Annotated in this window: 19 protein-coding genes, 1 tRNA gene and 2 pseudogenes; 7 read left to right on the top strand and 15 right to left on the bottom strand. The window is 56.0% G+C overall.

The features are described from left to right. Window positions 1–303 precede the first annotated feature (303 nt). From RRF55_RS05790 to RRF55_RS05765, 6 genes and pseudogenes are all read right to left on the bottom strand, one after another. Window positions 304–2,637 (bottom strand): primase-helicase zinc-binding domain-containing protein, encoded by a 2,334-nt coding sequence (locus tag RRF55_RS05790; protein ID WP_319172779.1) that lies wholly within the window; start codon window positions 2,635–2,637, stop codon window positions 304–306. 11 nt (window positions 2,638–2,648) lie between these two features. Next, window positions 2,649–2,969 carry a DUF5375 domain-containing protein gene (locus RRF55_RS05785; RefSeq protein ID WP_004098169.1) on the bottom strand — a complete coding sequence of 107 codons (321 nt, stop codon included), beginning with the start codon at window positions 2,967–2,969 and terminating at the stop codon, window positions 2,649–2,651. Further along, window positions 2,966–3,193, bottom strand: coding sequence for a hypothetical protein (locus tag RRF55_RS05780; protein WP_004098168.1), 228 nt, complete (start codon window positions 3,191–3,193; stop codon window positions 2,966–2,968). The genes RRF55_RS05785 and RRF55_RS05780 overlap by 4 nt, the downstream gene beginning before the upstream one ends. After that, window positions 3,190–3,384 (bottom strand): host cell division inhibitor Icd-like protein, encoded by a 195-nt coding sequence (locus tag RRF55_RS05775; protein ID WP_004132556.1) that lies wholly within the window; start codon window positions 3,382–3,384, stop codon window positions 3,190–3,192. Before RRF55_RS05775 ends, RRF55_RS05780 begins: the two co-directional genes overlap by 4 nt. Before the next feature lie 24 nt (window positions 3,385–3,408). After that, window positions 3,409–3,735, bottom strand: a pseudogene (locus tag RRF55_RS05770) (ash family protein); the annotation flags it as partial. A 2-nt stretch (window positions 3,736–3,737) separates the two neighbouring features. Beyond that, on the bottom strand, window positions 3,738–4,004 hold the full coding sequence (locus RRF55_RS05765; protein ID WP_004132554.1) for a helix-turn-helix transcriptional regulator: 267 nt from the start codon (window positions 4,002–4,004) through the stop codon (window positions 3,738–3,740). A gap of 541 nt (window positions 4,005–4,545) precedes the next feature. Between RRF55_RS05765 and RRF55_RS05760 the strand changes: the two genes are divergently transcribed. The 3 genes from RRF55_RS05760 to RRF55_RS05750 are packed head-to-tail and all read left to right on the top strand — an operon-like array spanning window position 4,546 to window position 6,109. Beyond that, entirely contained in the window at window positions 4,546–5,283 is a 738-nt protein-coding gene (locus RRF55_RS05760) for a glycoprotein 3 (RefSeq protein ID WP_319172781.1), read from the top strand. After that, window positions 5,280–5,525 carry an ogr/Delta-like zinc finger family protein gene (locus tag RRF55_RS05755; protein ID WP_004132551.1) on the top strand — a complete coding sequence of 82 codons (246 nt, stop codon included), beginning with the start codon at window positions 5,280–5,282 and terminating at the stop codon, window positions 5,523–5,525. Before RRF55_RS05760 ends, RRF55_RS05755 begins: the two co-directional genes overlap by 4 nt. Before the next feature lie 17 nt (window positions 5,526–5,542). After that, window positions 5,543–6,109 (top strand): phage polarity suppression protein, encoded by a 567-nt coding sequence (locus RRF55_RS05750; RefSeq protein WP_319172783.1) that lies wholly within the window; start codon window positions 5,543–5,545, stop codon window positions 6,107–6,109. Window positions 6,110–6,838: 729 nt separating this feature from the next. On the opposite strand, the gene RRF55_RS05745 is transcribed toward RRF55_RS05750, so the two are convergent. The 4 genes from RRF55_RS05745 to RRF55_RS05730 form a co-directional block, all read right to left on the bottom strand. After that, window positions 6,839–7,486 carry a hypothetical protein gene (locus tag RRF55_RS05745; protein WP_227502433.1) on the bottom strand — a complete coding sequence of 216 codons (648 nt, stop codon included), beginning with the start codon at window positions 7,484–7,486 and terminating at the stop codon, window positions 6,839–6,841. Next, window positions 7,483–8,352: an HAD family hydrolase gene (locus RRF55_RS05740; protein WP_023339329.1), complete on the bottom strand. Its 870-nt coding sequence runs from the start codon at window positions 8,350–8,352 to the stop codon at window positions 7,483–7,485. The genes RRF55_RS05745 and RRF55_RS05740 overlap by 4 nt, the downstream gene beginning before the upstream one ends. Window positions 8,353–8,420: 68 nt before the next feature. Then, window positions 8,421–9,590: a phage integrase central domain-containing protein gene (locus RRF55_RS05735; protein ID WP_319172784.1), complete on the bottom strand. Its 1,170-nt coding sequence runs from the start codon at window positions 9,588–9,590 to the stop codon at window positions 8,421–8,423. A 162-nt stretch (window positions 9,591–9,752) separates the two neighbouring features. Then, window positions 9,753–9,847, bottom strand: a tRNA-Sec gene (locus RRF55_RS05730). Between the two features lie 292 nt (window positions 9,848–10,139). Between RRF55_RS05730 and RRF55_RS05725 the strand changes: the two are divergent. From RRF55_RS05725 to RRF55_RS05715, 3 genes and pseudogenes are all read left to right on the top strand, one after another. Continuing rightward, window positions 10,140–11,533 (top strand): annotated as a pseudogene (locus tag RRF55_RS05725) (glycoside-pentoside-hexuronide family transporter). A gap of 12 nt (window positions 11,534–11,545) precedes the next feature. Next, window positions 11,546–13,864 carry an alpha-xylosidase gene (yicI, locus tag RRF55_RS05720; RefSeq protein WP_130974855.1) on the top strand — a complete coding sequence of 773 codons (2,319 nt, stop codon included), beginning with the start codon at window positions 11,546–11,548 and terminating at the stop codon, window positions 13,862–13,864. A 155-nt stretch (window positions 13,865–14,019) separates the two neighbouring features. After that, entirely contained in the window at window positions 14,020–14,742 is a 723-nt protein-coding gene (locus RRF55_RS05715) for a MurR/RpiR family transcriptional regulator (protein WP_004173889.1), read from the top strand. 190 nt (window positions 14,743–14,932) lie between these two features. Here the strand turns inward: RRF55_RS05715 and RRF55_RS05710 are convergent, their stop codons facing one another. The 4 genes from RRF55_RS05710 to RRF55_RS05695 all read right to left on the bottom strand — a co-directional run bounded on the left by RRF55_RS05710 (window position 14,933) and on the right by RRF55_RS05695 (window position 21,377). Beyond that, a complete protein-coding gene (locus RRF55_RS05710; protein WP_004150228.1) occupies window positions 14,933–16,312 on the bottom strand; it encodes a family 4 glycosyl hydrolase in 1,380 nt (459 codons plus the stop codon). Between the two features lie 12 nt (window positions 16,313–16,324). Beyond that, the gene (locus tag RRF55_RS05705) at window positions 16,325–17,884 is read right to left on the bottom strand and encodes a PTS transporter subunit EIIC (RefSeq protein ID WP_002922953.1); all 1,560 of its coding nucleotides are present in this window, start codon (window positions 17,882–17,884) and stop codon (window positions 16,325–16,327) included. Window positions 17,885–18,129: 245 nt separating this feature from the next. Continuing rightward, window positions 18,130–19,845 carry an AsmA family protein gene (locus RRF55_RS05700; protein WP_023283074.1) on the bottom strand — a complete coding sequence of 572 codons (1,716 nt, stop codon included), beginning with the start codon at window positions 19,843–19,845 and terminating at the stop codon, window positions 18,130–18,132. 140 nt (window positions 19,846–19,985) lie between these two features. After that, entirely contained in the window at window positions 19,986–21,377 is a 1,392-nt protein-coding gene (locus RRF55_RS05695) for a nucleobase:cation symporter-2 family protein (RefSeq protein WP_439419101.1), read from the bottom strand. Window positions 21,378–21,661: 284 nt separating this feature from the next. On the opposite strand from RRF55_RS05695, the gene gltS reads away from it, so the two are divergent. Next, a complete protein-coding gene (gltS, locus tag RRF55_RS05690) occupies window positions 21,662–22,864 on the top strand; it encodes a sodium/glutamate symporter (protein ID WP_002922948.1) in 1,203 nt (400 codons plus the stop codon). 114 nt (window positions 22,865–22,978) lie between these two features. Here the strand turns inward: gltS and glpK are convergent, their stop codons facing one another. Continuing rightward, window positions 22,979–24,490 (bottom strand): glycerol kinase GlpK, encoded by a 1,512-nt coding sequence (gene glpK / locus RRF55_RS05685; protein WP_130974857.1) that lies wholly within the window; start codon window positions 24,488–24,490, stop codon window positions 22,979–22,981.

The raw sequence follows: 24,490 nt of genomic DNA, 5'->3' as shown, positions 1-24,490 counted from the left end.
GCGTTATGAACACTTAGTGGCCACCTTTGTGGCTGTAAGTCGGATTGTAAAACATTTCCGACTGACTCCCCACAAGTTAGCAATACATAAATTAGCCGGATCCGCTTCTGGCACCGAGCAGTCTGATAACGTTTGAAGGTAAAAAGTTTTTTCTGGAAAAACTGTTCATACTGTTCACTCGGTGTTTTTGTTTTTTATTTTCATTATGTTAGCGGGTGAACACCCGGTGAACAGTGAACACTTTACTGTTCACTCTGGCCGGTGAGCAGGCAAAAAAAGACCGGCAATGCCGGTCCGGGTAGGTTATGTTGCGGTGGGTTCGTCGCACTTCGGCAGCCAGTCGGCGTTGCTTTCCTCCCTGAGGGCGAGATTGGTCTGCATACCCTGATTTGTGCGGCGCTTCTCGTAATTCAGACCGTACTCTTTCAGCATGGCTGAGAGCCCCTTGCCGAACATGGTCAGGCTGAGTGCGTTCCTGTAGCCATGGGCCTCCATGTACACCAGATAGGCGTGATACAGATACAGGCGCGGCTGGCGCGGAATAATGTTGGCGTTCCCCATATACATCCCGTCAGGCTCCGGCAACGCTTCAAGATAGCCGCAAAAATCAAACGTCGGGTCAGCGTCGCGTTTGATGCTCAGCGCCTCATCGGAGTTCTGCTGCGACTGGAGCAGGGCGCGGGCGCTCATCGGGTCGCTGAACTGCTGCATTAACTGGCGGACAATCACGGCCAGCTCGCGGGCGATTTTATCCCTGAGCTGCGGGTCGCGCTCCTCCGGGGCTATCTGCTCCGGGAAGTGGATGATTACCCGGCGACGTGACACGCCCCCGCTGCGGTCGGTGAAGCGCATCGGGTTATTATTCACGGCCAGAATGACCGCCGGAATGTGCGTCGAGTAGGGATTCTGGTATTTCGGGTCAACGGAGACCGCATCGCCGCCGGTAATGGCCTTAAGTCCGGCACCGTCACCGCTCCATTTCTCCTGGTCTGGCAGACGAATAAGTGAGAAGCCTATCAGGGAGGCGCGCTTGCGCGGGTCTTCCAGCGTGTCTATATCGGCTGACGTGGCGTTATCCTCTCCGGCCAGCATCGTGGCGATTTCGGCGAGAATACTTTTCCCGCTGCCGCCGGGGCCGGTGACTTCGAGAAAGAGCTGCCAGTCGTAGCGGTTCGCCAGCACCATAAACAGCGCGGCCAGAATCACGTTACGTTTTGTCGGGTTGCCACTGGCCGCCCGGTCGAGCCAGCGCCAGAAGTTAGGTGCATGGGTTTCCAGCGTTTCGCCCTCCACCGGTGGGGTGAAATCCACATCGCACAGGGTGCGCAGCCAGTGCGATTTGCTGTGCGGGCTGAATATCCCACTTTGGGTATCGAGTACGCCGTTGCGAAAACCAATCAGACGGCGCGCCGGTGCCTCCTGCTGCGGAATAATCAGCTTCAGCGTCTCCACCACAGAGGTGATTCTCCCCGATGAGAACGGGGCGCGCAGCCGCTGGAACAGTCCGGCCACATCGCGGGCAAAATCGGAGGGCGTTATCACCTTCCAGATGCCGTTTTCATAGCGGGAAAGAAGCTGGCCGTTGGCGTCCACGGCCAGCGCTTCGCCGTAATGTTCATGCACCCGCATTGCCTTATCGCTGGCGCTCATGGCGGTAAATTCCGCCTCGCTCATGGTGTCGAACGGGCTTTGTGCCGCTGGCCGGATGGCGGCATAAATGGCTTTCCGCGTGGCGTCCTCCCCCTTCAGCATCACCGCATCATTCCAGTCACCAAACACCGGCGGCAGGGCAACAACGCCCTCGCAGGCCTGAGCGGCTGCGGTGGATTTAGTCTGGCCGGTGCCGTTCAGGTCACGGTCAGCGGCGAGGATAATCTGACAGGCCGGGTGTTTCTGACGGGCCAGGCTCGCCAGAGAAAGAAGGTTCACGGACGACAGCGCCACCATGACGGTTTCCCCGGTCAGGTGATGCACGGTAAGGGCCGTCGCATAGCCCTCCGCTATCCACAGGCGTTTCCCGGCCTGTTTCTGCCCGTCGATGAGATGGCATGCCCCTTTGACCTGCCCGCCTTTCAGGGTGCGCTTGAGCCCCTCAGCGTTAATAAGCTGGAGGTTAACCAGCGCGCCGGACTCGTCATACAGCGGCACCACCACATCACCGGCGCGGTAGGCAACGCCGCCGGTTTTGTGCGACGTGGTCAGCGTCAGACACTCACGACCGGCAAAGCCTTTGCGGGTCAGGTAGGCGTTGCTGGTGGCCGGGCGCGTTTTCTCCAGCAGTCTGACGGCCAGCGCGGCCGCTGCTCTGCGGTCGGCCTCCGTTCCGGCCTCTGCGGCTGCTATCACCTCCGGGGCAACCGGCGGCAGATTCCCGGAGACGGCGTTCACTTTCCCGGCGGCCTCGGATGCCGATATGCCGAACACCTTCTCAACCAGTTTCAGGCCGTCACCGGCACCGCACTGGTTACAGAACCATGTGCCACGCCCCTCTTTATCGTCAAAGCGGAACCGGTCAGCGCCGCCACACACCGGGCAGGCCTGATGACGGTTTTTTATCACTTTCATGCCCAGCGCCGGGAGAATGCGCGGCCAGTGGCCGCACGCCTGTTTTACGGTGTCCGTTACGTTCATTTTCATGGTTTTCTCCCTCAGTGCAGTACAGGCGATGTGATATGGCGGGCGCAGAGCTCATCCATCACGGCGAGCCCGAGGAAGGACAGCGACGGGGCGGCTTTCAGCGGCCCGGCCTCCATCAAATCTTCCAGCAGCGCACAGGCAATCAGACGGCCTTTTTCCTCGCCGTGCTGGCGCAGGTAGAAGCCCTCCAGCTCGGCAGCGATGGCGCTTTCCAGCGCGTCGAGAGTGAGGTGGGGATAGCGGTGCTGACGTTCGCACAGGGTCAGCCAGGCACAGGCGACAGCGCGGCGATACAGGGCAGCGCGCAATACGGGCGGTAATGGCGTTTTCATACGTTGCCCTCCCCGGTGAACCAGCGGTGATTACAGCGCTCGACCACGCCGTCGAGCTGGGCGGTCATCAGGTAAATCACGGAGGTAAGCTGTAACTGCTGGGTCGGGTCACGACGCAGGGAGGTGCAGTCCTGCACCTGCATCAGCTCGCCGACGAACTGGCCGACGTTACGCAGGTGCTCCAGGCATTCGAGGTCTTTGACGGTGATGGCGGGCTGTTTCATGCGCGCACCTCCGCCACCGGCAGACGCCCGGCAAACGAGAGGACGTAATCGCGAACGAGGGAAAGGCGTGCGGCGTGTTCATCCCCGGCGACGGCGCGGAGCATACAGATACGGGGCTGGCGGTCTGCGCGACGAACGGCGGCAAACACAAAGACAAACTGCGGGTGTGACGGGGTGAGGGTTGTAGCCATAGGGGCAGCCTCCAATAAGTAGCGGTAATTGCCACCACCGGAGTTCCTACGCTCATGGGTGGTGACCCGAACGGGGGTAGGAATACCGGCCTTATTGGAAACCGGCCAGCCCGAAGGCTGCCCCGCCCGGACCACCATTATCTGACAGGGGCTATGGAATAAGCACCACAGCCCGAAAAATGGGTGTGCCTGAGCAACGACGTAAAAAAAGACGCATGGCGCGTCTGGTGTCGCCAATAAGTAACTCGGGTTCCTACGCCCGGCTGCCGATTTTGCGACAGCGACAAAACTATACCTGGAAACGGCGAAGGGAAGCAAGCCAGAAAAAGGGGCTTTTTGCGGAACGGGCATCATCATGCGTCATAGCCCCGGTTGCGTTCAGCGATACGGTCGGCCATCCACCCGGTGATTTCCGACTGCGCCCACGCCACGTTTTTTCCGCCGAGCGAGATTTGTTTCGGGAAAGCCTCCCGGCTGATGAGGTCGTAAATCGTGGAGCGGGACAGTCCGCACAGATGCATCACTTCGGGCAGGCGAATAAAGCGCTCCTGAACGGCATCAGAAACCGGCATCAGCGGCGCGGCAGGGGCAGAAGACGGGGAAGAAAAAGCGGTGTGCATCGGGCTACCTCATAAAGTCCATACAGTGCCGGTCGTGTCCGTCCGGCTTCGGGTAGCTCTCTATTTTGTGAATATTTTCCCCGAGGGCAACAAGTCATTTTGTAGTGGCCCACCACACAACAGAGCGATTTTTAGACAGTGGCAAACGTTGGCCATCTTTTGGTAAACGTTGGCAAACTGGTGGCCCATTCCTGATTACTTTTATTTATATATTATTGGTTTTTAATCGCAAAAAAGACTAAGTGAGCAGGGTTTCGTCAAAACAGAAAGGTGAACAGTAGTGAACAGTCGGTGAACACTTCTGACCTCAACTGTTCACCACTTAACTTACTGTATTACTTATTCTTTTATTTAAAGTGAACAGTAGTGAACAGTTATATGTAAAAAAACAAACGGTGAGTATGCTTTTCCTGAGACCTTTCTCTGGCAAGCCGGGTTTTGATGTCCTGTTTGTGCCAGAACCGCCACAACCGCAACAGGTCGTGTTGTTGTGTGTGCCCCGGCAGAATCACCTCATGTTGAAACCACGAGGAAACCTGCCATGACCGACACCCCCTTTATCCCTGATTACCTGAAACCGGCGCTGGAGCGACTGGCCGCAGCCAGAGAGGCCCATCTTGAACAGGCCCGCCGGATGGAGGACACCCTGACGGCCATCACCCGCGCAGAGGAGCAGAAAGCGGCGCTGGAGCAGGACAACGGCAGCGACACCCGCACCTGGCGCGCTGCTTTCCGTGCCGGAGGCGCTATGCTGACGGATGAGCTGAAAAGCGGCCATATCGAGCGAGTGGCCCGCCGGGAGCTGGCGCAGGAATGCCACAACCTGACCGAAGTGCTGGCCTTTGAACGTGACCAGCTGAAAGCCACCTGCAACAGCACCGCGCGGGCATTCCGCCAGGCGCATCATGCTGTGCTGAGTAAATATGCTGAGGAAGAGCTTAACCGCGCGCTGAATGACACCCTCGGGCCACTGGTCCGGGCGATGGTGCTGAAAGCAGAGGTGATGGAAAATCCGCTGGCCAACATCACCGGCCATCAGGGCTACATCGAGCCGGAGAAGGAGGTCATGCAGCAGGTGGTCACCTTCCTGATCGGGAAAGTGAGCACCTTCTCCGTCACGCCAGCCGATGAGCCGGTGCTCTCCCTGACCGGCTTCCCGGCCGTCGCGCTTCCACATATGGACCATGACGCCGCCAGCACGCCCGGCGAGCGTAAGGTCTGGCAGGAGAAAATCCGTCAGCGCGAGGCTGACCTGAAAGCGCGGGGGCTGCTGCCATGATGCACTGTCCGTTCTGCAAAAAGTCGGCGCATACCCGTACCTCCCGCTATCTGTCGGAGAACGTCAAACAGCGCTACCACCAGTGCACCAATATTGACTGCTCGGCGACGTTCCGCACCACTGAAGCTATCGACGAGGTTATCCGTCCTCCGGCGGAGAAAACGCCGCCTGTCGCGGAGCCGGTCACACCTCCGGCACCCCGTAAAGTGCAGGGCTGCTACAGCTCGCCATACCGTCATTAATCAGGGGAGAACTGCCCATGACCACCCTTACGCTACAGCAGGCTTTTGAAGCCTGTCAGAAGAACGAAACCGCCTGGCTGAACCATAAAGCCGAACTGGCGGCCGCAGAGCAGGAATACCGCGAGCAGGTGCTGGCCGGGGATGACCGTATACCGGGCAGAATGCAGACACTGCGCGACATTATCGATGTCAAAAAATGGGAGATAAATCAGGCCGCCGGGCGCTATATCCGCGCCCATGAAGCGGTGCAGCGCATCAGTATCCGCAACCGGCTGAATGACTTTATGCAGGCGCACGGTGCTGAACTGGCCGCCACGCTTGCCCCGGAGCTGATGGGAATCAGTCAGCAGCCCGCACTCCTGACCGGCCATGCGCTCGACCGTTCGGCCCATTATCTGCGCGAAGCCCTGTCCGTGTGGCTGAGTACCGGTGAAGAAATTCATTATGCCGCAGAAGACAGCGATATTTTAACGGCCATCGGATTCAGGCCTGACGCGGCTTCGCGGGTGGATAATCAGGAAAAATACACCCCCGCACAGAGCCTGATTTATGCCCGCCGGCGCACAGAACTGGCCGGCAGGTAGCCCCGCAAAAAATCCCCGAAAATACCGCTATTTTTCCCGAATTAAGCCATGCATCCACAGGGTGCATGGTTTTGCATGCGTTTCCCCGCCCCGTCACTCTCTTCCCAGACCCGTCCCGGCGCGGCCTGAGCCCCCCGATGCACCTGCATGAAAACCGACCCATGAAGCGGGCAGGCGAGGCGGGGAAAGCACTGCGCGCCAGCGGTAAAGTATTTATTTAATGATATTTAATTTCACGGCCTGAGCGCGTCGCTGTGCTGCGCGGGTTCAGTGGATGGTACGGTGCTGTTCGGGGGCGTAGCGAGCCTCTGAGGTGCTCAGGAGGAGTGCAGGAAAAGGCCGCCCGGAGGATGAGGGAAATCGGTTATTTCGGTGCTGATGCTGTTGCTTCTGAAGCTGCTCACCTCTGGTCTAGGTATTCGTATGATGTATTCGTGCCTGTATCGATCTGTGACCATCAATGCGCTGGTATGAGAACAACCCTTGAGACGTTGTTAGCCAAGGGGGGAAGAGCATTGCGTGCTGGTAGCTTCACTTAATTATTTTCTGCTCTCAGTGCGTAGTAATGGCAATAATTTATTATATGAGGTTATGTATCATGTGAGTTTGGAGAGCGGTAAGTTGGAAGGGATAAAATTAGTATAATGCCGCTAAATTGCGGCATTATTATAAGTGGTTGAAGAACAATAGGACTGCCATTACAATGTTGAATGTATCTATATAAATAATTTAATGTTGTTTTTTGTTAGCACCTTCTGGTAGTGAGTTGAAAGAACACTGATAACCATTATAGTTTGTATTCCTAATGCACTGAGCTTCTATTTTTATTTGTTCATAAGGGTTGGTTTTGTTCGGAGAACTAAAGATCATCATGCAAACCCCTGTGAATAATAGAACAGCTAATACACCAAAATAGAATATTTTAGCTTTGGTGGTGCTGTGAACATTCTTAAAAAAGAGAATATCTCGAGGGCTATTATCACCGATTGTTTTAGTAAGATCTATATTTACAATATCTGCAGCGATCTCTTTTTCAATGGCCAATCCCTTTTTTACAGCGCCTAGCAATAAAGGATGGTACCAGTAAACGTCAACAAAATAGAAAAGCAACCAAACAATGGCCGCTCCAAATGCAAGCATTCCCGCAACTGAGTAGCTGCCTCCCAAAATGACTAAACTTGAGTTTGAGTTAAAACTAACACCTATTGCACCAATAAATGCTGATAATATAAGGATACCGAAATTTCGAACTTTCATTTCGAGATCATTGAAATGCTTTTGCACATCAATAATTGTTTTCCATACGTCAACCTTGAGTTTTAGTTCTTCAAGGTTAATCGTGGCTAGAAATTTTTCCTCATCGGTCATCGCCATCATTTATTTCCTTTAAATTCTGAAAATTCAAAGATAGACAAGATATCTGAGAATACTTCTACAGTATGAGTAGGTTTAGCACCAGAGGCATTTTCTTTTATTTTTCTTTCTCTCTCTACATCTTCATCTGTCCAGTGCGTGACAGCACGTAAAAGGTCATAACCATCTTTATTTTCCTCAAAATGACCAGTCCCGTAACTGGCGAATACATCGCTAACATTGGCATTCTGCGCCATTTCAATGTCTTTCATTTCACTATCACCAATGTAGACACATTCTTCTGGAACAGCCCCAATGGACGCAATAATATCTAAAAGCAGTTGAGGGTTTGGCTTGATTTCATCTTGAGGTGTATATTCTTGTTTTGTATTTACAAGATTGTATTTTACCTGTTTTTCCTCACCATCTGGTATTTCATGATCTTCTGGTGAAAATAAAACATCAATGATGCCATCAAGCCCTAGCTTAGTAAGTCTGAAATTAGAATAGTAAGACTTTGATTCAGTGTAAGCGACAATAAAACACCCTTTCCCTTTAAGGGTTTTCAATGTTTCTAATACTGTTGGGTACAGCTTTAAATGTTTTTTTCTTGCACTTCTAAAAGCGTGGATGGCCTCATCCATCGCTAATTTAATAGACTCGCGGTCGCCATATTTTTCCTGTAGCAACGGGATGCTTTCAAGAATAAATGAATATTCAGCAGTTCCATATTTTTGATGGATGGGTCTGATTTGTTCAATTAAATCAGCTCTAGGAATTCCTGAAATCTCCACCACTTTGTTTAACATGGCGTTAAAACTATTGTACCAAACACTGAACCAATCAAAAAGTGTATTGTCAAGATCTGTTATTAGTACTGTCTTTTTCATGCAAACTCCTAAAATTTGATTTTGTATAGTATAAAACATTTCACAATATTTTTCTATGAATGATGTGTTTAGGTTGGATATAGCATATCACTGTACCACTGAATCATAATCCGGCGATTTTCAAGGTATTGCGCATGATTATATGTTCCCCTAATAGAATTTTTATCAGCATGAGCTAACTGCAGCTCTATCCATTTACTGTCAAATCCTTGCTCATGAAGTATTGTTGACATCGTGTGTCTGAATCCGTGCCCTGTAGCTCGTCCTTTATAACCCAACAACTCTATGACTTGTGTAACTGTTTCTTTGCTAATCGGTTTGCTGCGATTGTTTCTTCCTATGAAGATATAAGGATATCTCCCCGTTATTGGCTTTAATTGGAGAAATAATTGAGTAGCTTGAAATGATAGAGGGACTATGTGAGGTCTTTGCATTTTCATTCTATCTGCTGGGATTTCCCATATCCTCTTTTCAAGATCTACTTCATCCCATGTAGCAAAGCGCATTTCCTTAGTTCTTACGCCGGTTAGCATCACTATTTTTGTTGCATTTTTAGTGATAATGCTGCCGGTATACGCTTCCAGATCACGAATAAAATGAGGTAGCTCTTCAGCAGATAAAAAAGGATGGTTCTTCTGTTTAGGAACGGCCAAGGCGATAGCTAAATCAGGGGCTGGGTTGTATTCAGCGCGGCCAGTTATGATTGCATAGCGAAAAACCTCTCCGCACCGCTGGCGTACTTTACGTGTTTTCTCCAGTGCTCCACGTTTCTCTATTCGTCGCAGCACTTCAAGTAATTCTAACGGTTTGATCTCACCGACAGGACGTTTGCCGATGAACGGGAAAACATCTTGCTCGAAGGTCTTAATGATTTCGTCGCGATAGGCCACTGTCCAGCGGTCAGCTTTGTTTGCATGCCATTCGCGGCTTATGGCTTCGAATGAGTTTTCTGTTGAAAGCTGCTGTGCCAGTTTTTGCGCCTTACGTTCCTCTACCGGGTCAATGCCATTAGCAACTTGCTTGCGGGCGATCTCGCGCTTTTCACGAGCTTCAGCAAGGCTTACCAAGTCGTAGCTGCCAAATGACATTAATCGCGCTTTCCCTGCAAGGCGGAAACGGAACCGCCAGCCCTTCGAACCATCGGGATTGATAAGCAATGACAGGCCTTGCCCATCGTTCAATGTGTATGGTTTGTCTTGGGGTTTTGCTCGTTTGATTTGTATGTCTGTCAGTGCCATGTGTATAAGTCAAAAGTGTGTATAAACAATCTATACACATCACTATACATATTTTTCATGGATTCAGGGAGAACTTGTCGGACGATTACGGATGAGCGATTAACTATATTTATTGAAAATAAAGGGATTTTTAGACGTTCTCGGATAGTGGCGGAGCAATTTTGGCGGAAGATCACAGGAGTTGAACCTGCCCGGGACCGCTGGCGGCCCCAACTGGATTTGAAGTCCAGCCACCTCACCGGAGATGACGATCTTCCGCGCCTCGATTGCTACATGGAGGCGGGGCGCATTATAGCTACTTTCAGCCGTTTACCACATACCTAAACGCACTTTTTTACTGTTAAAACTGGACTTTACAGAACAGTCCTGGACAAATCCTCACAAAATCCGTGAGTTACACTTTTTCACTCCCTGATTCCCTACCGCGATCACAGAAAACAAGAAACGTAATCTGATAACGAGATATCGCAATTCATCTTAGTGCGGCAAAGGTTTACAAAAACCGTAACCGGTACCAACCCTCGGTGCCGCTAAGGGAATAGTGCGCATATGAAAGATCACATTTTGTCCGTCAAAGAGAAAATTGGTTACGGCATGGGTGATGCCGCCAGCCACATTATTTTTGATAACGTCATGTTGTACATGATGTTTTTCTACACTGATATTTTTGGTATCCCCGCCGGCTTTGTCGGCACCATGTTCCTGCTGGCGCGCGCGCTGGACGCGATTTCCGACCCGTGTATGGGTCTGCTTGCCGACCGTACCCGCAGCCGCTGGGGTAAGTTCCGCCCATGGATCCTCTTCGGCGCTATCCCGTTCGGCCTCGTCTGCGTGCTGGCCTACAGCTCGCCGGATTTAAGCCACAACGGCAAGCTGATCTACGCCGCCGTGACCTACACGCTGCTGACCCTGCTCTACACCGTGGTGAATATCCCTTACTGCGCGCTGGGCGGCGTGATCACCGACAACCCGACGCAGCGATTTCGCTGCAGTCCTGGCGCTTCGTGCTGGCGACGGCGGGGGGCATGCTCTCCACCGTGCTGATGATGCCGCTGGTCAACTTTATCGGCGGCGAAGACAAAGCGCTCGGCTTCCAGGGGGGCATCGCGGTGCTGTCGGTGATTGCCTTCCTGATGCTGGCCTTCTGCTTCTTTACCACCAAAGAGCGTGTCGAAGCGCCGCCGAGCAGTACCTCGATGCGTGAAGACCTGCGCGATATCTGGCGCAATGACCAGTGGCGGGTGGTTGGCGTGCTCACCATCCTCAATATCCTCGCGGTCTGCGTTCGCGGCGGCGCGATGATGTATTACACCACCTGGATCATGGGCTCGGCGGCGCTGTTCACCGCCTTCCTCACGACCTACTGCGTCGGCAACCTGATTGGCTCGGCGCTGGCGAAACCGCTGACCGACTGGAAATGCAAAGTCAGCGTCTTCTGGTGGACCAACGCCCTCCTGGCGGTGCTCAGCGTGGCGATGTTCTTCGTACCGATGGACGCCGAAATCACCATGTTTGTCTTTATCTTCGTCATTGGCGTACTGCACCAGCTGGTGACGCCAATCCAGTGGGTAATGATGTCCGACACCGTCGACTACGGCGAATGGTGTAACGGCAAACGCCTGACCGGCATCAGCTTCGCTGGCACCCTGTTTGTGCTCAAGCTGGGACTGGCGCTGGGCGGCGCGCTGATCGGCTGGATGCTGGCCGGCGGCGGCTATGATGCCGCCGCTAAAACCCAGAACAGCGCCACCCTCACCATCATTATCGCCTTGTTCACCCTCGTTCCGGCGGTGTGCTACCTGCTGAGCGCGGTGATCGCCAAACGCTACTACACGCTGAAAACGCCGTTCCTGAAAAAAATGATGGCCGAGCTGGCCGAGGGCGCGCGTCGCAACGAACAAGATTTCACCGCCGCCCCGATCGACAAAGAATGGCAAAACTAAGAGGACGTTTTAATGAAAATCAGTGATGGAAACTGGCTCATTCAACCAGGGCTCAACCTGATCCAACCCGTACAGGTTTACGAGGTGGAGCAGCAGGGGAATGAAATGGTGGTCTATGCCGCGCCGCGCGATGTCCGCGAACGCGCCTGGCAGCTGGATACGCCATTGTTCACCCTGCGCTTTTTCTCGCCGCAGGAAGGGATAATCGGCGTGCGCATGGAGCACTTCCAGGGCGCGCTGGATAACGGCCCGCACTATCCGCTGAACGTGCAGAAAGACGTCCATGTCGAAATAGAAAATACGGCCGGGTTCGCCGAGCTGAAAAGCGGCAGCCTCAGCGTGCGGGTGACTAAAGGCGAATTCTGGGGGCTGGATTTTCTGCGCGACGGCGTGCGTATCACCGGTAGCCAGCTAAAAAACAACGGCTACGTGCAGGATAGTAAGACCCAGCGCAACTACATGTTTGAGCGCCTCGACCTCGGCGTCGGCGAAACCGTCTACGGCCTCGGCGAGCGCTTTACCGCCCTGGTGCGCAACGGCCAGACGGTAGAAACCTGGAACGAGGACGGCGGCACCAGCACCGAGCAATCCTACAAAAATATCCCGTTCTATCTGACCAACCGCGGCTACGGCGTGCTGGTCAACCATCCGCAGCGCGTCTCCTTCGAGGTGGGCTCGGAGAAAGTCTCTAAAGTCCAGTTCAGCGTTGAAGGCGAATACCTCGAGTACTTCGTGATCGACGGCCCGACGCCGAAAGCGGTGCTTAACCGCTATACGCAGTTCACCGGCCGCCCGGCGCTGCCGCCGGCATGGTCGTTTGGTCTGTGGCTGACGACCTCGTTCACCACCAACTATGACGAAGCGACGGTGAATAGCTTCATCGACGGTATGGCTGAGCGCCATCTGCCGCTGCACGTCTTCCACTTCGACTGCTTCTGGATGAAGGCCTTCCAGTGGTGCGATTTTGAATGGGATCCGCTAACTTTCCCGGACCCGGAAGGGATGATCAAGCGCCTGAAGGCGAAAGGGCTGAAGGTTTGCGTGTGGATCAACCCGTACATCGGCCAGCGCTCGCCGGTGTTCAAGGAGCTGAAAGAGAAGGGCTATCTGCTGAAGCGCCCGGACGGTTCGCTGTGGCAATGGGATAAGTGGCAGCCGGGGCTGGCGATTTATGACTTCACCAATCCGGAAGCCCGCCAGTGGTACGCTGACAAACTAAAAGGCCTGGTGGCGATGGGGGTCGATTGCTTCAAGACCGACTTTGGCGAGCGTATCCCGACCGACGTCCAGTGGTTTGATGGTTCCGATCCGCAGAAAATGCACAACCACTACGCCTTCATCTATAACGAGCTGGTGTGGAAGGTGCTGAAAGAGACCGTCGGCGAGCAGGAGGCGGTGCTGTTCGCCCGCTCCGCCTCGGTGGGCGCGCAGCAGTTCCCGGTGCACTGGGGCGGCGACTGCTACGCCAACTACGAATCGATGGCGGAAAGCCTGCGCGGCGGGCTGTCGATCGGCATGTCCGGCTTCGGTTTCTGGAGTCACGATATCGGCGGTTTCGAAAACACCGCGCCGGCCCACGTCTACAAGCGCTGGTGCGCTTTCGGCCTGCTCTCCAGCCACAGCCGGCTGCACGGCAGCAAATCCTATCGGGTGCCATGGGCCTACGATGACGAGTCCTGCGACGTGGTGCGCCACTTCACGCAGCTGAAATGCCGCATGATGCCTTATCTCTATCGTCAGGCGGCGCTGGCCAACGAGTGCGGCACGCCGATGCTGCGCGCGATGCTGCTCGAGTTCCCGGACGATCCGGCCTGCGACTATCTCGACCGCCAGTATATGCTGGGCGATTCGGTCCTGGTGGCGCCGGTGTTCTCCGAGGCCGGCGAAGTGCAGTTTTATCTGCCGGAAGGGCACTGGACGCATCTGTGGCATAACGATGAATTGCCGGGTAGCCGCTGGCATAAGCAGCATCACGATGCGCTGAGCCTGCCGGTCTACGTTCGCGACAACAGCCTGCTGGCGCTGGGCAACAATGACCAGAAGCCGGATTACGCCTGGCATGAGGGCACCGCCTTCCAGCTGTTCCACCTTGAGGATGGACGCGAGGCACGCTGTGACGTTCCGGCGGCAGACGGCTCGACGATCTTCACCCTGAAGGCCAGGCGCCAGGGCAACGCCATCGCCGTGAGCGGCGAAGGCGAGGCCCGCGGCTGGACGCTGTGTCTGCGCAATATCCCGCAGATCGCGGGCGTGCAGGGCGGTACGCAGACCGGCAGCGAATGGGGGGTGGTAGTGAGCGCCGAGGGCAATACGCTGACGATTACGTTGTAAATAGGTTAACAGCAGCAGCCCTCTTCGCCCGGCGGAGAGGGTTTTTTTATTCCATTTTTGTACAAAAAGTAACGTTCATTTCATAGTGGTGACTCAGGCCGCAGACGCGGTTGTCGAACGGTGTTAGCGTATTCTGCCGCTGAGAGGAGCCCGCCATGGACGTAGAAAATATCTTTCGTGACGTGAAGCTAAGCAAAACGGAAATGACCGTGCTGCGCTTTATTCAGAACGACCCGGAGCAGTGTATCCGCCAGGGAGTTCGCGCTGTGGCTGAACAGTGCTACAGCAACCCCTCTTCCCTGGTCCGGCTGGCAAAGAAACTGAAGTTCAGCGGCTGGCTGGAGCTGGTCTATTTCATCAAGTTCAATATCACCATGCCGAAGCTCGATGTCACCAACGATATCGACTACATGAGCGTTCAGCCGGAAGAAGCGCTGACGCCGCTGCTGGCAAGCCTTAAACAGCAGCGCATCCTGATCCACGGCAGCGGCTTTTCACAGCTGATCGCCCAGTATATTTACAACAAGTTTCTCGTCACCGGCGTGAATGCCAGCCTGGCGCTGTGGCCCGATTACGAAATCCTCGAACAGAAAAACGCCGCCTGCTTCGACTCCATCTGGATCATTTCTAAATCCGGGCGCAGCAGCTCGGCGCTCAACTGGGTTAAGGCCCTGGAGGGGAAGGAGATTAATCTGGTCTGCTTTACCGGCGACTACCAAAGCCCGCTGGCGCAGGCCGCGGATACGGCGTTTATTATTCACGACCCGCAGAAGTTCGATGATGATATTTACTGGAGCAACCCGTTTTTCGGCTACTGCATCTTAGGCTTTGAGCGACTATTGAAGATGTGGTTTACCAGTCTACGTAGCAATAGTTAGCCCCCGCTAAGCGCGGTGCGAGCGGGGGGAGTTCCCGGATGGCGGCTGGCGCCTTATCCGGGCTACCGGGTGATACGGCTATTTTGCCGGGTGGCGGCTTACGCCTGACCCGGCCTACATAAAACACAAACCGCTCCGTTCGTAGCCCCGCTAAGCGCGGTGCGAGCGGGGGAATCCCATCGGCAGCGGATTACCGCCAGGCGGCGAACTGCTCATCGTCGAGATAGGCTTCGACCAGGGTTTTCGCCAGCGAATAGGAACCGATCAGCGGGTGCGCCATCAGCGCCCGCACCGCCAGCGATTTATCCTGCTGCAGGATCGCCGCCACCGCCAGCCGCTCATACTCCTTCACGCAGGCAATCATATTCTTCTGCGCTGTCGGCACCTTCACCGGCGTCACCGGCTTGAGGCCATCCCGGCTCAGGTCGCAGCTGATCTCGATCACGTCGTCCGGGCGTAAAAAATCGAGCGTGCCATTATTCTGGATCGACACCACGATCCGCTTGGTGGTGGTGCTGTTCACCGCTTCCAGGATATCCAGCGCCACTCCGGCATAGCCGCCGGTGTCCGGCTCTTCGATAAACTGGCGCAGCGTCAGCGGTTCGCGGGTGTGGAATTTCTCCTGCCGGGATTCGTTCTGCATATAGCTGTTTTCCCGGCGCAGATAATGCTGCATCCAGATGGTGAAGGCGGCCTCCGGTTGCGTTCTGGCATCCACGGTGCGCAGCGCCTCGCGCATCTCCTGATTGATGCGGGCGATCTGCTCTCCGCGCGTCTCGCCGGCCCCCTGAATCGCCTTCAGCGCCTCGTCGCGATAGTAGTAATAATAGAGATATTCATTGAGGAGCTGATTATCGCAAAGCCGTACCAGCTCCGGGGAGAAGTACTGCATCGCCGTCTTCTGGTACAGTTCCGGGCTGGCGATCAGCCGTTCGGTCACCTCTTCCCCACGGACGGTGAAGTGGGTAAACCAGGAGAAATGGTTCAGCCCATAGCATTCCACGCTGAGGTCGCGCTCCTCACAGCCAAGGATCGCCGGCAGTTCACGAATCAGCTCGGAGGGGGCATCGCAGATCCCATAGACCCGGCGCTTAAAGCCGGACTTAATAATCGCTTCCGTCACCAGACCTGACGGGTTGGTAAAGTTAAACAGAATAGCGTCTTCGGCGGCATGTTCTTCGATCAGCCGGCAATAGCGAAGGATCGCCGGGATCGAGCGCATGGCCATCGCGAAACCGCCGGCGCCGGTGGTCTCCTGGCCGAGAGTGTTATGCTCAAGCGCAATACGTTCGTCGCGAATGCGGCTTTCATCGCCGCCAACCCGCAGGGTGGTAATGATATAGTTGGCGTCCTGCAGGGCTGCGACCGGGTCGGTGGTGGTACTAAACTGAATATCCGGGCGAATGGTATTAAATACATAGCGGGCAATTTCGCCAAATATCGCCAGATTATCAGCAGAGTTATCGAGAAAAACGACTTCTGTTAAACCAATGCGGTGAGCGTTATAGGCCAGAGATTTCGCTAAAAATGCAGAGCGAACGCCGCCCCCGCCTAATACGGTTAATTTCATAAATACTCCTCATTAATTTTCTGCTAACCAGTTATCAACCCGGGAACGTACCTGTCCCACTTTGACGCCATAAATAACCTGAACTTCATTTCGATTGCGTACGACGCCGTTGGCGCCGGTATTTTTTAATTGCGTGTCATCAACCCGCGCCATATCGCGCACGGCCACGCGCAGGCGAGTAAAACAATTATCGACGGAGAGAATATTTTCCTTGCCCCCGAGGCCGCGGATAATGTCATCGGTGACCGACTGCGGTTGCGCGACTTTCTGGCGGTACTCTGCTTTGCTGTAGAGCTTCACGTTCTCGTCATCTTCCCGGCCCGGCGTTTTCAGGTTCAGCTTCACCACCAGGGTGCGGAAAATCACGTAGTAGACGGCGAACTGGCCGATACCGATAAGGACATAGCCCGGCCAGCGCGTTAAGGAGACCGGCAGCGGCAGGTTATAGATCAGAAACTCGATCAGGCCCGATGCACCCCAGGGACGTACGGTGAAGATGTCGCAAATGGCCTGCGAGGCAGCGGTTAACGTTGCGTGGATCACCCACAGCAGCGGCGAGACAAACAAGAAAGTAAACTCAATCGGCTCGGTGATGCCGGTCAGCATCGAGGTGATAATCGCCGGCAGCAGAATCGCCTTCGCCATCGCTTTCTTCTCCGGTTTCGCGGTGTGGTAGAACGCCAGCGAGGCGCCCGCCAGGCCAAAGATAGTGGTCATCCCTTGCTGCGAAAAACGTAATGCGTCGTTCATGACCGGCGTCAGGTCGGGATGGCGCATATAGGCGAGGAATATGGCCTGGGTGCCGGAGACCACCTGACCATCCACGTTCAGCGTGCCGCCAATCTGGGTGAGCTGGAAGGGGGACCAGACGAAATGGTGCAGGCCGGTGGGGATAAGGAATTTTTCAAAGAAACCATAGACGAAGACCCCGGCGACCCCGGCATTTTTCATAAAACCGGTGAGGGCGGAGATGCCGTGGGTCATAAAGGGCCAAATCCAGGTAAAGGCGATGGCGTAGAAGATAACCACCGGCGTCATCGCCACCAGCGTCAGCTTGGCGCCGCCGTACATCGACAGCGCGCCAGGCAGCTCAATGGCAGAGACTTTATTGTGCACCCACGCAATCGTGCAGCCGAGAATAATGCCCAGGAAAACGCCCATATCCACCACCACAAAGCCCAGCAGCTGGGTTTGCCCGGTGCCATAATATTCACCGTTAATTTTTTCGGCGAGTCCATGGGTGTGTTCCAGCCAGGAGTGGTTGGCGCCAAGAAACATAATAAAGCACATCACTGAAACCAGTGCGACTTCGGTTTTTTTATCCTTTGCCAGGCCATAGCTGATGCCGACGCAAAATAATAAGCCGAGGTTGCCAAATAAAGGCCAAAAGGTGTCGCCGAGCATTTGCCCAAGCTGATGTAAGAAACTGGTTTCAGCAATTAATGTCGGATTAGTTAATACTGAACTGAGGGCCAGAATTAAGCCAATGACCGGCAAGAACAATACGGCGCCGATCATGGCCCGGGAGAATTTTTGCATATTCTCCAGAATACGCTGACGTATTTCAGGCATGAATGATCCTTTTATATTTTTGTAGGTACAGGGAGCGGTTTTTTATCGACTTCCAGTGATTTGGTTATAGCAACTCTGATATTTGAAAGGAACCTGTTGCGCTAAATAGGTACAGATAGCCGCGTATTGCACACAGGTTTCAGGACTCGCACCCCAACTCTCTCCCTGAAAGGGAGAGAGTTGTCAGAGTGGAGTTTTGCCGGGAAGCAATCCCTCTCCCCATAGAGGAGAGGGAATGGGCATCGCTATGGGGTGACGGGAGTGGGCGCTGGCGCGGCGGGGGCGGGGCTGACCTCGCCGTTGCGCATGATTTGCGCCACCTGCTGTTTCTCCATATTCACGGCGCTGAGCTGCCCGTTGACCGTCGGTTTGAGCGGGGCATCGGCCTGCACGCTGCCGCTGGCGGTCAGCTGGAGATTGCCATCCCCGCTTATAGGTAGCGACGGCCAGCCCCAGGCCTGCAGAATATTCAGCGGCACGCCGCGGCCGCTGAAGCTCAGATTGACCTGGCGCTGCGGCAGCTGGGATACCGCGGCGGTGGCCTGCAAAATGCCGCGCTCGGTGAAGGCGCTAAGCTCAGTGATATTGACCGTCGAGGCTGTGGCGTTCAGTTTGAGTGATGGGCGGCGCACGTCGATCCGGTTGAAAGTCGCCGCCGCGGCGTTCAGCGTCGCGCTGCCGTTCCATACTCCCCAGCTACCGTTTTTCACCAGCTGTAGCTCGCCGCCATAGCCATCGAGGGCGGTAATTTGCCACGGGAAAGCAGGGTCCACATCGATGATCAGATTGCGGCTGGCGCTGAATTTTTTCAGCGTCAGGCTTTGCAGCCAGGCTGGCAGCGGCGTCATCCACAGCTGTTTCCAGTTCGCCGGCAGCGTGTACTCCAGTCCGGCGAAGGCGGTGTCGTCGAGCACCAGGGCGTTCCCGGCGCGCAGCCAGTTGCCGGAGGTGCGCACCATGCCGCCCTCCCAGCGCGAGGAGAACTGGCGCAGCGCAATGCCCTGGGGAGAGAATTCGGCATTGAGGATCGGGTCGAAAAGATGCAGCGAGCCGTAGATAAATTCGCTGGCGTTCATCGACAGCGTGCCGTCCTCGCTCTGCCAGCCGCCGTGGCTAAGGGTCAGGTTGCGCAGGCTCAGGTCGAGGTCGGTTACCGCCCAGTCCGGTCCCTGCAGGCGGGCGTCGGTGATGTCCAGGCGGCCAATCTGCAGAGAGGGGACCGTGGTTAACGGCGCGAAAAACTCGGTCAGCGAGGCGGGGCTCTGCAGTCGAATCTCGTTGAGCTGGAGGTTATCCACCCGCCAGCTGCCATCGGCGCTGCGTTTGGCATTGCCGGTTAAGGTGCCGCGGGCGACATCGGCGCCGAGGGTGGAGAGGGTGACCTCGCCCTGATCAATCTTACCCTGAATCAGAACGTTGCTGGCTTCGACGCCATTGAGCGTCATCGAGCCCGCGCTCATCTGGATCTGCGCCGTTTTCCCCAGCACATTGCCCGCCTCCGGCGTCCATGGGCTGACGCCGCCGGTGACGCGCTGCGCGCTGAGCGCCCAGCCGGTTTCCGGGCTGTTGAAAGCCATATTGCGCAACATCAGCCGGTCGGCAGCGAACGGCAGGTCTGCAGAGTGGGGTGACAGATTCAGAGTGCCGTCGTTAAGGACTATCTCATCCGCATGCAGCGGATCGCTAAACTGGCGGGTGCTGAAGCCAATATCGACCGTTTTTGCCACCAAAGTGGCAGGCTTGCCTTCCCGACCAAAGGTGACGTTTCGCAACTGCACATGAAGGGGGGAGGAGAAATCGTGCTCCATCTCATCGAAGGAGACCTGCCAGCCGGTGCCATTGCTGAGCCAGGCGCTGGCCTGGCGGGCGCCCCAGTGGGTTTGCAGCAGGAACCACGCGCCAATAATGACGAGCAGCAGAGCGACTAGCAGCCAGAGAATCAGCTTTCCAAGAAATTTCATGGTCTTCCATTCTGTGAGATGCACATCACCGTGTTATGCCCGATTTAGGCGCACTTCTCAAGGCAGGCGTGGTTTATTTCCGTGATGGGGCAGGTGGTTGGAGGACGTCCCGGCCGATGCGCGACCGGGAACGCATGAGATCACGCCTTTTCTGGCGGGAAAATTAAATTCAGAACAATCGCCGTGATACCGCCGGCGGCAATCCCGGAGGAAAGCAGGTTTTTCAGCCAGTCCGGGGCGAACTGCAGGATCAGCGGTTGCTGCGACACGCCGAGGCCTACCGCCAGCGACAGAGCGATAATCAGGATCGCCCGACGGTTCAGCGGTTCACGGGAGACGATGCGCACGCCGGACGCGGCGATGGTGCCGAACATCACCAGCGTGGCGCCGCCGAGCACTGGCTCAGGGATATGCTGGACAAAGCCGCTCACCGCTGGGAACAGGCCGAGGACGATCAGCATCAGGGCGACCACAAAGCCGACGTAGCGGCTGGCGACCCCGGTCAGCTGGATCACGCCGTTGTTCTGGCCGAAGCAGGAGTTCGGGAAGGTGTTGAAGACCGCGGAAACGAAGGAGTTCAGGCCGTTAGCCAGCACGCCGCCTTTCAGGCGTTTCATATACAGCGGACCCGAGACCGGCTGTTCGGAGACGTCGGAGGTGGCGGTGATATCGCCGATGGTTTCCAGGGAGGTGATCATAAACACCAGCATCAGGGGCAGCAGCAGACTCCAGTCGATGCCGAGGCCATAATAGAGCGGCGTCGGGACGGTGATGAGGCTGCTGTTGGTCGGGACGGTGTTGGCTGGCAGCATGTCGAGGAACCACGCCGCCAGATAACCGGCAGCCATGGCAATCACTAGCGAGGCGATGCGCAGGTACGGGTTGCGCTGGCGGTTGAGGATAATAATCAGCGCCAGCACGATACCCGCCAGCAGCAGATTTTTCGGCGCACCAAAGGTGTGGTCAGCCATCGCCGCGTAGCCGCCGCCGATGGAGGTCAGTCCGACCTGAATCAGCGACAGGCCGATAATCATCACCACCACGCCGGAAACCAGCGGGGTAATGATACGGCGCGCCAGGTGCAGGATCCGGGAGAGGACCATTTCGGTGCAGCTGGCCAGCATCAGGGTGCCGAAGAGGGCGGCCATCATGGTGGGGACGTCGGCGCCGCCGGTTTTCAAGGCGGTACCGCCCATGATCAGCGGGGCGACAAAGTTGAAGCTGGTGCCCTGGATGGAGAGCAGTCCGGAGCCGACCGGGCCCCAGGCTTTGATCTGAATAATAGAGGCGACGCCGGAGGCGAACAGCGACATGCTGATGATATGTTGGGTATCTTGCGCCGGGAGACCGAGAGCCTGGCAGATTAACAGCGCCGGGGTGATCACCGCGACAAACATCGCCAGCAGGTGCTGGAAGGCGGCGAACAGGGTTTGCGGTAGCGGCGGGCGATCTTCGAGGCGGTAGATTAATTCGCTGGCTGGTTTATGCGCAACCGGTTGCGCATTTTCTGACTCTGCGGTGTTAACGGACATCACAAGCAATCCCAAGGTGGCAAAGCGGGAATTTTATCGGACTGTAGACCAAAAGCAAACGTTTGCCAGCGTTTGCTCATAAAAATTTATACCGTGAATATGCGCAACGAGGTAATTAACATTTTGTATGCTAAATCGCATCATTAAGGATACAAAATATCTTTTTCTGTCAATTTTTCCGCCGTTCTGCGTAAAATCCCCCTCTGACTCCTCATGATGAGAAGCTAAAGACACCAGGAATATCGTCGCGTGTGAATGGATCATGCGCCCATAAGGAGCTTTTTATGTTTCATCTCGATACCTTATCGACGCTCGTTGCCGCAACGCTCGTGCTGTTACTCGGCAGAAAACTCGTACAAACCGTTCCCTTCCTTAAGAAATACACTATTCCTGAACCCGTTGCCGGCGGTCTGCTGGTGGCGCTGGCGCTGCTGGCGCTGAAAAAAAGCATGGATATCGAAATTGATTTCGATATGAGTCTGAAAGATCCGCTGATGCTGGCGTTCTTCGCCACCATCGGTCTTAACGCCAACCTCGCCAGCCTGCGGGCCGGCGGCAAGGTGCTGGGCACTTTCCTGATCGTGGTGGTTGGCCTGCTGCTGCTGCAGAACGCCCTCGGTATCGGCATGGCGACGCTGCTGGGGCTGGATCCGCTAATGGGTCTGCTGGCCGGGTCGATTACCTTATCCGGCGGCCACGGCACCGGGGCGGCGTGGAGTAAGCTGTTCGTTGAGCGCTACGGTTTTGCCAACGCCACCGAGGTGGCGATGGCCTGCGCGACCTTTGGCCTGGTGCTGGGCGGCCTGATCGGCGGCCCGGTGGCGCGTTATCTGGTGAAGCACTCTTCCTCACCGGACGGGACACCGGACGATCAGGTGGCGCCAACCGCCTTTGAAAAGCCGGACGTGGGGCGGGTGATCACCTCGCTGGTGCTGATCGAAAGTATCGCCCTGATCGCCATCTGTCTGACGCTGGGCAAGGTGGTTGCGCAACTGCTGGCGGGGAGCGTCTTCGAGCTGCCGACCTTCGTCTGCGTGCTGTTTATCGGCGTGATCCTCAGCAACAGCCTGGCGCTGGCGGGGTTGTATCGGGTGTTCGATCGCGCGGTATCGGTGTTGGGCAACGTCAGCCTGTCGCTGTTCCTCGCCATGGCGCTGATGAGCCTCAAGCTGTGGGAGTTGGCCTCGCTGGCGCTGCCGATGATTATTATCCTGGCGGTGCAGGCGCTGGCGATGGCGCTGTATGCGGTGTTCGTCACTTATCGGATGATGGGCAAAAACTACGATGCCGCGGTGCTGGCAGCCGGGCATTGCGGGTTTGGCCTGGGGGCAACGCCGACGGCGATCGCCAATATGCAGGCGATTACCGACCGTTTCGGGCCATCGCATATGGCCTTCCTGGTCGTGCCGATGGTGGGGGCGTTCTTTATCGATATCGTCAACGCGCTGGTGATTAAGCTGTACCTGCTGCTGCCGATGTTTGGTTGATAAAAAACCCGGAAGCGGTGCTGCGCACCTGTCCGGGCTACAAGATCGTGCTGTTTGGGGTTTTGTAGCCCGGCTCAGGCGTTTACGCCGCAAGCCGGGAATAACTTCACAATCTTACGCTTCGTCGTGCTCTTCCCACGCTAACGCGCGTTTCACCGCTTTCTTCCAGCCGCTGTAACGATAGTTACGCTCAGTAGTTTCAATCCCCGGGCGGAATTCGCGCTCAATCACCGCTTTCTCCTGCAGTTCATCCAGATTCTGCCAGAAACCGACCGCCAGACCGGCCAGATAGGCCGCGCCCAGCGCCGTCACTTCGCGTACTTCCGGACGCTCGACACGGGTGCCGAGGATATCGGACTGGAACTGCATCAGGAAGTTGTTAGCCACCGCGCCGCCGTCTACGCGCAGGGCGTGCAGACGAATGCCGGAGTCAGCCTGCATCGCTTCCAGCACGTCGCGGGTCTGAAAGGCGATGGACTCCAGCGTCGCACGGATAATGTGGTTGGAGTTCACGCCGCGGGTGAGGCCGAAAATCGCGCCGCGGGCATACGGGTCCCAGTACGGTGCGCCAAGACCGGTGAACGCGGGTACCACGTATACGCCGTTGGTATCCTTCACTTTGGTGGCGAAGTACTCGGAGTCGAAGGCATCGCTGATGAGCTTCATCTCGTCGCGCAGCCACTGAATAGACGCCCCGGCCATAAACACCGCCCCTTCCAGAGCGTAGTTCACCTCGCCGCGCGGGCCGCAGGCGATGGTGGTCAGCAGACCGTGGGTGGAGGTGACCGCTTTTTCGCCGGTATTCATCAGCATAAAGCAGCCGGTGCCGTAGGTGTTTTTCGCCATCCCTTCCTTGACGCACAGCTGGCCGAACAGGGCCGCCTGCTGGTCACCGGCGATCCCGGCGATAGGAATACGGGTCCCGCCTTTACCACCGATGTTGGTCTGGCCGTACACTTCGGAAGACTTGCGCACTTCCGGCAGCATGGCGCGCGGAATGTCCAGCGCGTCGAGCATCTTGTCGTCCCAGTCGAGGTCGTGAATGTTGAACAGCATGGTACGTGAGGCGTTGGTGTAGTCGGTGACGTGCACGCGGCCCTGGGTCATCTTCCAGATAAGCCAGGTGTCAACGGTGCCGAACAGCAGCTCGCCGCGCTTCGCACGCTCACGGGAACCTTCGACATGGTCGAGGATCCATTTCACCTTGGTGCCGGAGAAGTACGGGTCCACCACCAGGCCTGTGGCCTTGCGGATATACTCTTCCATCCCGTCACGCTTGAGCTGCTCGCAGATCTCCGCGGTACGGCGGCACTGCCAGACGATAGCGTTGTAGATGGGTCTACCGGTCTCTCGCTCCCACACCACCACGGTCTCACGCTGATTGGTGATGCCGATGGCCGCGATCTGATCGGAGTTGATATCCGCTTTGGCCAGCGCTTCGACCAGCGTCGAGCTTTGGGAAGCCCAGATTTCCATCGGGTCGTGTTCGACCCAGCCTGGCTTAGGATAAATTTGTTCAAATTCTCGCTGGGAGACGCTGACGATATTGGCATCATGATCCATCACAACGGCCCGGGAGCTGGTAGTGCCCTGGTCAAGCGCAACGATATATTTTTTGTCGGTCAT

Source organism: Klebsiella sp. K47, assembly GCF_051858335.1.
Lineage (GTDB): Bacteria > Pseudomonadota > Gammaproteobacteria > Enterobacterales > Enterobacteriaceae > Klebsiella > Klebsiella pneumoniae.
Note: the sequence above shows the minus strand (reverse complement) of the source record. Positions and strands in the feature narration are given on the sequence as shown.